Annotated in this window: 8 protein-coding genes; 2 read left to right on the forward strand and 6 right to left on the reverse strand. The window is 57.9% G+C overall.

Going from position 1 to position 7,059, the window contains the following annotated elements; all coding sequences use genetic code 11:
• Both JX325_RS10855 and JX325_RS10860 read left to right on the forward strand, forming a co-directional pair.
• The coding region (locus JX325_RS10855) for a hypothetical protein (protein WP_204791144.1) at window positions 1-301 on the forward strand (301 nt) is incomplete at its 5' end.
• A gap of 19 nt (window positions 302-320) precedes the next feature.
• Window positions 321-1,352 carry a glycosyltransferase gene (locus JX325_RS10860; RefSeq protein WP_204791145.1) on the forward strand — a complete coding sequence of 344 codons (1,032 nt, stop codon included), beginning with the start codon at window positions 321-323 and terminating at the stop codon, window positions 1,350-1,352.
• A gap of 7 nt (window positions 1,353-1,359) precedes the next feature.
• On the opposite strand, the gene JX325_RS10865 is transcribed toward JX325_RS10860, so the two are convergent.
• The 6 genes from JX325_RS10865 to JX325_RS10890 form a co-directional block, all read right to left on the reverse strand.
• Window positions 1,360-1,800, reverse strand: a complete 441-nt coding sequence (locus JX325_RS10865) for a DUF1919 domain-containing protein (RefSeq protein ID WP_307819269.1) — start codon at window positions 1,798-1,800, stop codon at window positions 1,360-1,362.
• A gap of 81 nt (window positions 1,801-1,881) precedes the next feature.
• A complete protein-coding gene (locus JX325_RS10870) occupies window positions 1,882-3,000 on the reverse strand; it encodes a Coenzyme F420 hydrogenase/dehydrogenase, beta subunit C-terminal domain (protein WP_204791147.1) in 1,119 nt (372 codons plus the stop codon).
• Window positions 2,997-4,163, reverse strand: a complete 1,167-nt coding sequence (locus JX325_RS10875; RefSeq protein ID WP_204791148.1) for a polysaccharide pyruvyl transferase family protein — start codon at window positions 4,161-4,163, stop codon at window positions 2,997-2,999. The genes JX325_RS10870 and JX325_RS10875 overlap by 4 nt, the downstream gene beginning before the upstream one ends.
• 115 nt (window positions 4,164-4,278) lie before the next feature.
• Complete coding sequence (locus JX325_RS10880) at window positions 4,279-5,562, reverse strand: DUF4874 domain-containing protein (RefSeq protein ID WP_204791149.1); 1,284 nt, start codon at window positions 5,560-5,562, stop codon at window positions 4,279-4,281.
• Window positions 5,549-6,343, reverse strand: coding sequence for a glycosyltransferase family 2 protein (locus tag JX325_RS10885; protein WP_204791150.1), 795 nt, complete (start codon window positions 6,341-6,343; stop codon window positions 5,549-5,551). The genes JX325_RS10880 and JX325_RS10885 overlap by 14 nt, the downstream gene beginning before the upstream one ends.
• Window positions 6,340-7,059: glycosyltransferase (locus JX325_RS10890; protein WP_204791151.1), on the reverse strand; the 720-nt coding region annotated here is incomplete at its 5' end. The genes JX325_RS10890 and JX325_RS10885, both read right to left, overlap by 4 nt.

Consider the following 7,059-nt stretch of genomic DNA (forward strand, 5'->3'; position numbering starts at 1 on the left):
AGCACAATTTTACAGTAATCGGGTATTGGATCATATTTGCTTTGCGCTGACCGACTTGATCTTCAGCTCCCCCTATCCAAAGACTCTAAGGGAGCAGCACGCCATGTGTGCCTACCTCCGGAAAAAGACGATCCTCTATCCGGCATTGAAGCAAAACCTTCGTCTGGGTCCGCTGGAACGGCGGATTTTCCTGTTTTTCTTCAGCCTGGGATGGTATCGAGCTGTGCGTATGCTCCATTTTGCAGCCCGTCTCCGCCAAAAACTCCGGGAATGCGGGAGAATCGCTGTGGGAAACGAATAAATACAAGGAGGCGTATAATATGATTTCAGTCATCATCCCCGTTTATAATCTGGAACGGTATTTATGCCGCTGTATTGATTCCGTCCTGTGCTCTTCTTATACGGACTTTGAGCTGATTCTCATTGACGACGGCTCCACCGACGCCAGCCCCCAAATTTGTGAAGATTATACCGAACGGGACAGCCGTGTCCGGCTGCTGCGTCAGGAGAACCGGGGCGTCTCCGCCGCCCGGAATCGGGGACTGGAGGTCTGCCAGGGGGAGTGGATCGTGTTTGTGGACGGGGACGACAGCATAGCCCCGGAGTTTCTGGCACTGATCGACCAAGAGAGCCGCCATGACCCGGATTTGATGTTATTTGAGTGCGCTTTAACAGAAAAAGACCTGGTTCCCAGAAATCAGAAGGAGTCTATTCGCTATGGCAAAGAGGATAAGCTTACCCTGGTCCAAAGCACACTGACACTCCGGCAGCTCCGGGAACAGGGAAATGTGGATTTTCTCTCTGTTTGGGCAAGGGCCATAAATAGGACAGCCATTGAAAAATATAACCTGCGCTTTTCTGAGGACCTGTTCTGCGGTGAGGATGCCTTTTTCAATATCGAATACCTCCTCCGGGCGGAAAGCTGCGCCTATATTCCCCGGGCGGTTTACCTCTACAACATCCACCGGGACTCCTCTTCTCGCCGATTCAACCCCAGGCTTCCGGACAACCACGAGCTGCTGCTGCACAAAGTGAAGCAAGCCCTGGAAGAGCACGGAGCCCTTCCCGCCTTGGCGCTGCCGTACCACACCTACGCACTGAACATGCTGACATCACTCCTGTTCCGGTGTGTGTTCAGCCCTTGGAATCCGGCGTCCTTTCGGGAGAAGCGAGAAATGTGCCGGCGGTTCCGGAGTAATGAGATCTTCCGGCAGGCAATGCGGCACAATCGGCAGTGCAGCACATGGAACCAATGGGGCTTCCTGGTTCTCTTCCGCCTGAGATGCTACCGGAGTTTGAGCCTTATCTGCCGTATTCTCCACCTTGTCTGGGGGAGAAAGGGCATCTGCTGACCGGCTGTTACTTGACGCCGTTGAGAAAGCCCACATAGTCAAAGTCGTCCAGATACCGCCGCATCAACAACCCGGGCTTGAAATCTGTCAGGATACCCACCTGCCCGCAATTCTCAAAGCCCTTGATATAAACGGCGGAGGATATCTCCGGGCAGGATCTGTGGGTAAAAATTACTTTATAGGGACAGGGCAGCCTGTCAAAACGCATCAGAGTTTCGTAATCGCAGCTGCCCCTGTCTGCGGCAATCAGAACCAGACGGGTCCAGTTGATCTTTCGCTTTCTCTCCTCCCACCTGGCGGCCCCCTCCGCAAAGGAGGCGTAGTGGAAGAAATTTACCCGCACATCTCCCAGCAGGGCGGCGGGATATCCGCCGGGGTTCTCCAACTCCACCAGAGGCAGATCCATGTACCGCCGGGGATTTTCCGTCAGCCTGATGAAATCCCGGATTTTTTAGGCGTCGGCGCTTTCTCACCCTGTAGACCCGCCATTCACACTCCTGGAGATTTTGAACCAATTTCGAGACACTTTTCATTGAAAATACCCTATCAGCCGCTGCGGCAGGTTCGCGGCGGCTCTCATTTTTTCGCAGAGCATGAGGAAGGGGCCGGGCGGCAGTATGCGGTACAGCCCCATGAAAACATCCCGAATCCGGGAGGGGGGCGTTGGCCCTTTCAGCCGGGGCTGGAGCGCCGCCGCCTCCTCACAGGAAAACCAGTCAACGGCGTCCTGTACCTCGGACCAGATTTCTCGGGTCCTGTCCGTGTGGAGGATCACTAGGGAAACCCCCGCGCCGTCGTCCGCCTCCGGGCGGATTCTCTCAACGCCCCAGAAGTCCCCCAGGGTGAAGTCGCTCTCCCGGTCCGGACCGGCAAAGGGGCAGGCGTGGCAGGAGGGGCGGAGGGTAAGGTTGGCGAAGTACAGCCAGCAGTAGAGATCCCGGCCCAGGTCCTCCGCATACTCCCTGCCCCCGGCGGTATAGGCCCGGGTGTGGCCATGATCCCGGTTCCGCTTATCCCGGAAGGAGAAGTCCGTCAGAGGCCCCCGGCGGCGCTCTAAAAGGGCAGTATAGTCCCGCCAGAGGCCTGGGGATGGCACACCATAGCACACCAGATCCACCAGGAGGAGCCGGGGGTGCTCCCGGCCCAGAAACCGTTTCAGAGCGTATACCTGGCAGGGCGTGCCGCAGAAGAGCACCCAGAATCCCTGCTTCAGGAGCTCCTCCACCCGGCGGTACACGCCGTCCGTCCGGCTCTGAACATATTTCGTCCGCCGCAGGGCCTCCAGCTCCGCCGTGCTCCACGCCTCCCGGTGGACCACCTCCATGTTTTCGTCGAAGGCTGCGTCGAACACTGCGCCCCGCCGCTCCAGCACGTACGCCGCCAGCACGGAAAACACTCCGCCGGAGGAACTGCCCAGACGGGCAGCGTCCTCTCTGGCCCGTGCGCCAAGAAAGACCCGCCCGCCATCTCCGGTGGGGCGTCCTCTCAGCGGGCAGACCGCCTCACACCGGCCGCAGCGGACGCACCGGGCCTCATCAACCATCGGGTCGCGGAACCCCTCCCCGTCTGGGACCATCCGCACCGCCCCTGTCTGGCAGGCGGCGGCGCAGGCGGCGCAGCCGCAGCACGACGCTTTTTTCCGTCTCATGCCGTCCTTCCCCCAATGCTGTCCAGCAGAAACGCCCCGGACTTCTGAACCTCCGCCGCAGTTCTCTTTTGAACCGCATCCCAGTCCACGGGGGCGTCGATGTCCCCGCCGGTCCGGCACAGCCGATCCTCCAGACCGTGCAGCCGCAGGATATTGGCGATTCTGGCGTTGCGTTTGCTGTGGGCAAACACCAGGAATTGTTTCCGATAGAGAATGCTGAAGGCCGTCCCGTGGAAGGAGTTGGTCACCACATAGGCCGCACCGTGGAGATAGCCCAAAAACTCCGCCGGCCCGGCGGTATCCAATTCTGAAGGAGAGCCGATCCGCATCTCTTCCAGCACCGCTACTCGCAGTCCTGTTCTCCGAGACAGCGCACGCACATAGGCGGTCATATGGGCGTTTCGCTCCGTGGCGTAGGTCAGGATGTAACCCGAGCGGGCGGGAAGACGCTCCACCTCCCGCCAGGCGTTCTCTTCCAGCAGAAACACCGGATCCAAAACCGCCGTGACCTTTCCGGAATAAAAGCGCCTCACGTAGGGTGCGGCCTCCGCCTCCCGGAGCGAGAGTGCGTCCACATGTTGAACCAGCCGGGCAAATTCCCGGTCGTACTGAGGCGGGAGGGAGGCACTGCCCAGGCTGGCGGCGTAAGCGACAACCCGCTCTTTCCGGCCGCTTTGGAAATCGCCAAAGTAGACTTCCCGCAGGCCACAGGTGATATTCGGATTCCAGATTTGATCGCTGCCTACGATATAAGTTCTATAGGGGAGTTTTCTCAGGCCGGCGATGGAGCGAATCCTAGGCTGCCGGACATCAATCAGGTACTCCCGGCGAAAGCGGGCCATGTTCCTCCGCCGGGCGGCATACTCCCGGCAGATAAGCAGGCGCCAAATCAATTTTAGGGACGCATCCAACAAGCGGGGCACAACCTCCCTCAGGCTTGACGCCGGCCAGTAGGGCAGCCACCAGTGCCTGCCCGTCATGAAAAACGGGTCATAGCGGACGATATCTGCTTGAACCCCGTGCTCCCGCAAAAAGCGCTTGAGTCCATAGGCCTGGAGCATTGCGCCAAAATTGTCAGCGCAGTGGAAGGTGAGAATGCCGACCTCTCCCTCGTGTTCTGTGGTTTGTATGTCCACCGGACGCCGCTTTGGTATGTCAAGCATTTGAGCACCTGCCATTTCTGAGAAAAATTTTAGACATCATCTCATAGATTCTATGCGGCGCAACGCTGCAGAGCCGCCCCTCCGTTTTTCAGTCCTCCTCCACAGGTCCGAACCGTCATCCGCTCCTTAACTNCCCCNGCTGTACCGAACCATCTGCGCCCCGGTTGGCAAACCGGATGACTCGGCCGTCCTCTCTTCCTCTGAGTGTCAAGGAGAGCCAGACTGGCCGCTCACTCTCAGACGGCAGAGGAACCGGCAGCCTTATCGTCCGTCCGCTGTGCCATGTGCACACATTCGCCTCCAGGCGGAACTCCCTCCGGCCTCCGGCCTCCTGCTCCGTCACTAAAAAGCATTCCGTTTCCCTGCACACGCCGGAAAACCCCCGATTTTCGATCACAACCATCAGCTTCCGCCCAACTCTTTTCGTATCTCGTATTACAAAGCGGGGGCCCAGATGGCGTCCGATGTAGTCATATCCGCTGATTCCCTGCCAGCAGCCCGGTGCATCCACAGTCTCCCATCTCCAAAAATCCAACTGTTTTTTGTCATAGGCACTGTTCAGGTAACAGGCGTGGATCTTCGCCAGCTCCGCCGCCGCCCGCCTGTAGCCCACCGGCGCAGGAGCGGCCACCGCCTCGCCTCCCACCGGCCTTCCCCTCATCGTCCGGTACTGCCACTCCACCTCCTGATTCTTTCCCCGGCGTCCCGCCTCGTCGGCTTTCCTCCCGCCGCACATGCCATAAGTGCCCAGATCCGTATCGGAACCGAATAACCCGTCGTTGAATAGAGTTAATCTCTCCTCCAGCCCCGGCTCTCCCGCAAGACGCACGATCGCGTTGCGCCATTGTGCGGGCGTTCTCACCGCCAGAAAGCAGCTTCCTCCTGAAGCGCGATACAAAGATAGTACCAGCCGCGCCACTGCGGACTCTGACAAATATCTGGAGCCGTGCATCTCCCCCCAGTTTCCCACAAAAATTCCCTGGAGGGTCAGGATATCGGAGGCATAAGTGCGAATCAACAATCCCAGTTGCTCCATATGCCTGTGGATCAAATCCTCGGACTCCGGCTCGTGCAGAAGCCCCTTTCCCTCCAGGTCATACGCCACCCGGAGGATAATCTGCTTTCCGGAGGCGCGAAAACACGCCAGAATCCGCTCCATATGCCGTAATATCACAGCTGATAGTTCTCTCTCCCGGAAAAAGCCGATATGGAACTGTACCAGCGCCAACCTCTCTCCGCTGTACTCTTCCAGGTTTCTGGCCAGCAGCTGAAAGTCCAGCGCCGGAAACACCGCTCCAGAGACCTCTTTGAATACAAACGGGTAGATATGATACCATCCGCAGTCCGGGTTTCCCAGCGCCTCACCGCTCTCCACGTAATCCGCTTTACAAAATATCATCCTGTACTCCCTCAGGCCGGGAATGCGCCCGGCCCGATTGCTTTTCAAGCCTCACCCTCCATATCACCGCCGGGATCTCAAAAAGCATTCTGAACATATACCAAAACGGCTGAATCCCCCTGTGCATACTGCGCCCCTCTTTTCTGGCGTGCATAACCGCCGGGATCTCCGTTATGCGAAATCCCAGGAGGAGCATTTGTATTACCATATTCGCATCTGGATATCTGTCATCAAAGTGNCCCCGCTCCCCATAATAGGCAAAGGCTCTTTTGTTCAAGCCCTGCAGTCCGGTGGTGGGGTCTGTGATTCTCTGTTTTGTTATCATACGGATCAGGAAGCGAAACCACCGAAACGCCACCCGCTTCAAAAAGATCACCGGGAACTCCGCACTCCCCTCCATAAAGCGGGAGGCCAGCACAAGATCAGGGTATTCCCCATCGGCTCCCCTCTCCCGCATCCGTTGGTAGATTGGCCGGATATTGCAGACGTCATGCTGTCCGTCGCCGTCCAGCTGAATCACATAGCGGTATCCATTCCTTGCCGCATATCGGTATCCAAGCTGTAAGGAGGCTCCATAGCCCAGCCGTTCCATATTTGTCAGCATCTGTAACGGCCACTTCCGAATCACCTGGGCCGAGCTGTCCTCCGAGGCGTCGTTGACTACCAGAATATCCGCTATATCCTGGATCCGATGGAGCGTCATCTGTTCCAGAACTCCTCCGATGTTCTTCTCCTCATTGTGCACGGGGATCAACACCAGCAGTTCCTTTCGCTCCCTCATACTCCGTCCTCTCCATCCCACAGTGCTTCCCAGGATTCCCCGCAGAAGCCGGCGTCCGTCTTTTGGGAACCCGCCCGGGTTCCCAAGTCCCTCCGCAGAGTCCTGTCCCGCACAAGTCGCACGATACAGTCCGCCAGCGCCAATGGGTCGAAGGGGCACAGCAGGCCGTTTTGGCCGTTTTCAATCTCTTCCCGGTTGCCGCCGCAGTCTGAGACAATCACGGCGCAGCCCGAAGCCAGGGCCTCCTGAAGCGCAATGCTCCTGCCCTCAAAGCGGGTCGCATGGACATAGATATCGGTCCGGGCGTAATAGGGAAAGGGATTTTCCACCGCTCCCAGCAAGACAAAATCCTCTTCGAGCCCCAGCATCGCCCGCTTTCGCTCCAGAAATTTTCGCTCCTCGCCCTCACCCAGCACATACCACCGGACGGGAATGCCCCGCTTTTTCAGCAGATTCAGCGCCTCCAGTGCCATGTCGTACCCCTTTTGATAGGTAAGCCGTCCTACCGTCAGTAGGCGTATTCCCAAATAACCATCCGAAAATCCCGTTCCCATCCTGGCAAGCTCTTGGATACCGGTCAAATCCACCATATTGGGAAACGCCCTGGTTCGGGAGGCATGCTTCGGGTAGAGCATCTCAAAATTCCGCTTGACCTCTTCCGAAACGGCAAAAATTGCTGAAAATTCCTCCCAACAGTTCTGATCCATTTCCCGGGT

This window comes from Oscillibacter sp. CU971 (assembly GCF_905219725.1).
Lineage (GTDB): Bacteria > Bacillota > Clostridia > Oscillospirales > Oscillospiraceae > Oscillibacter.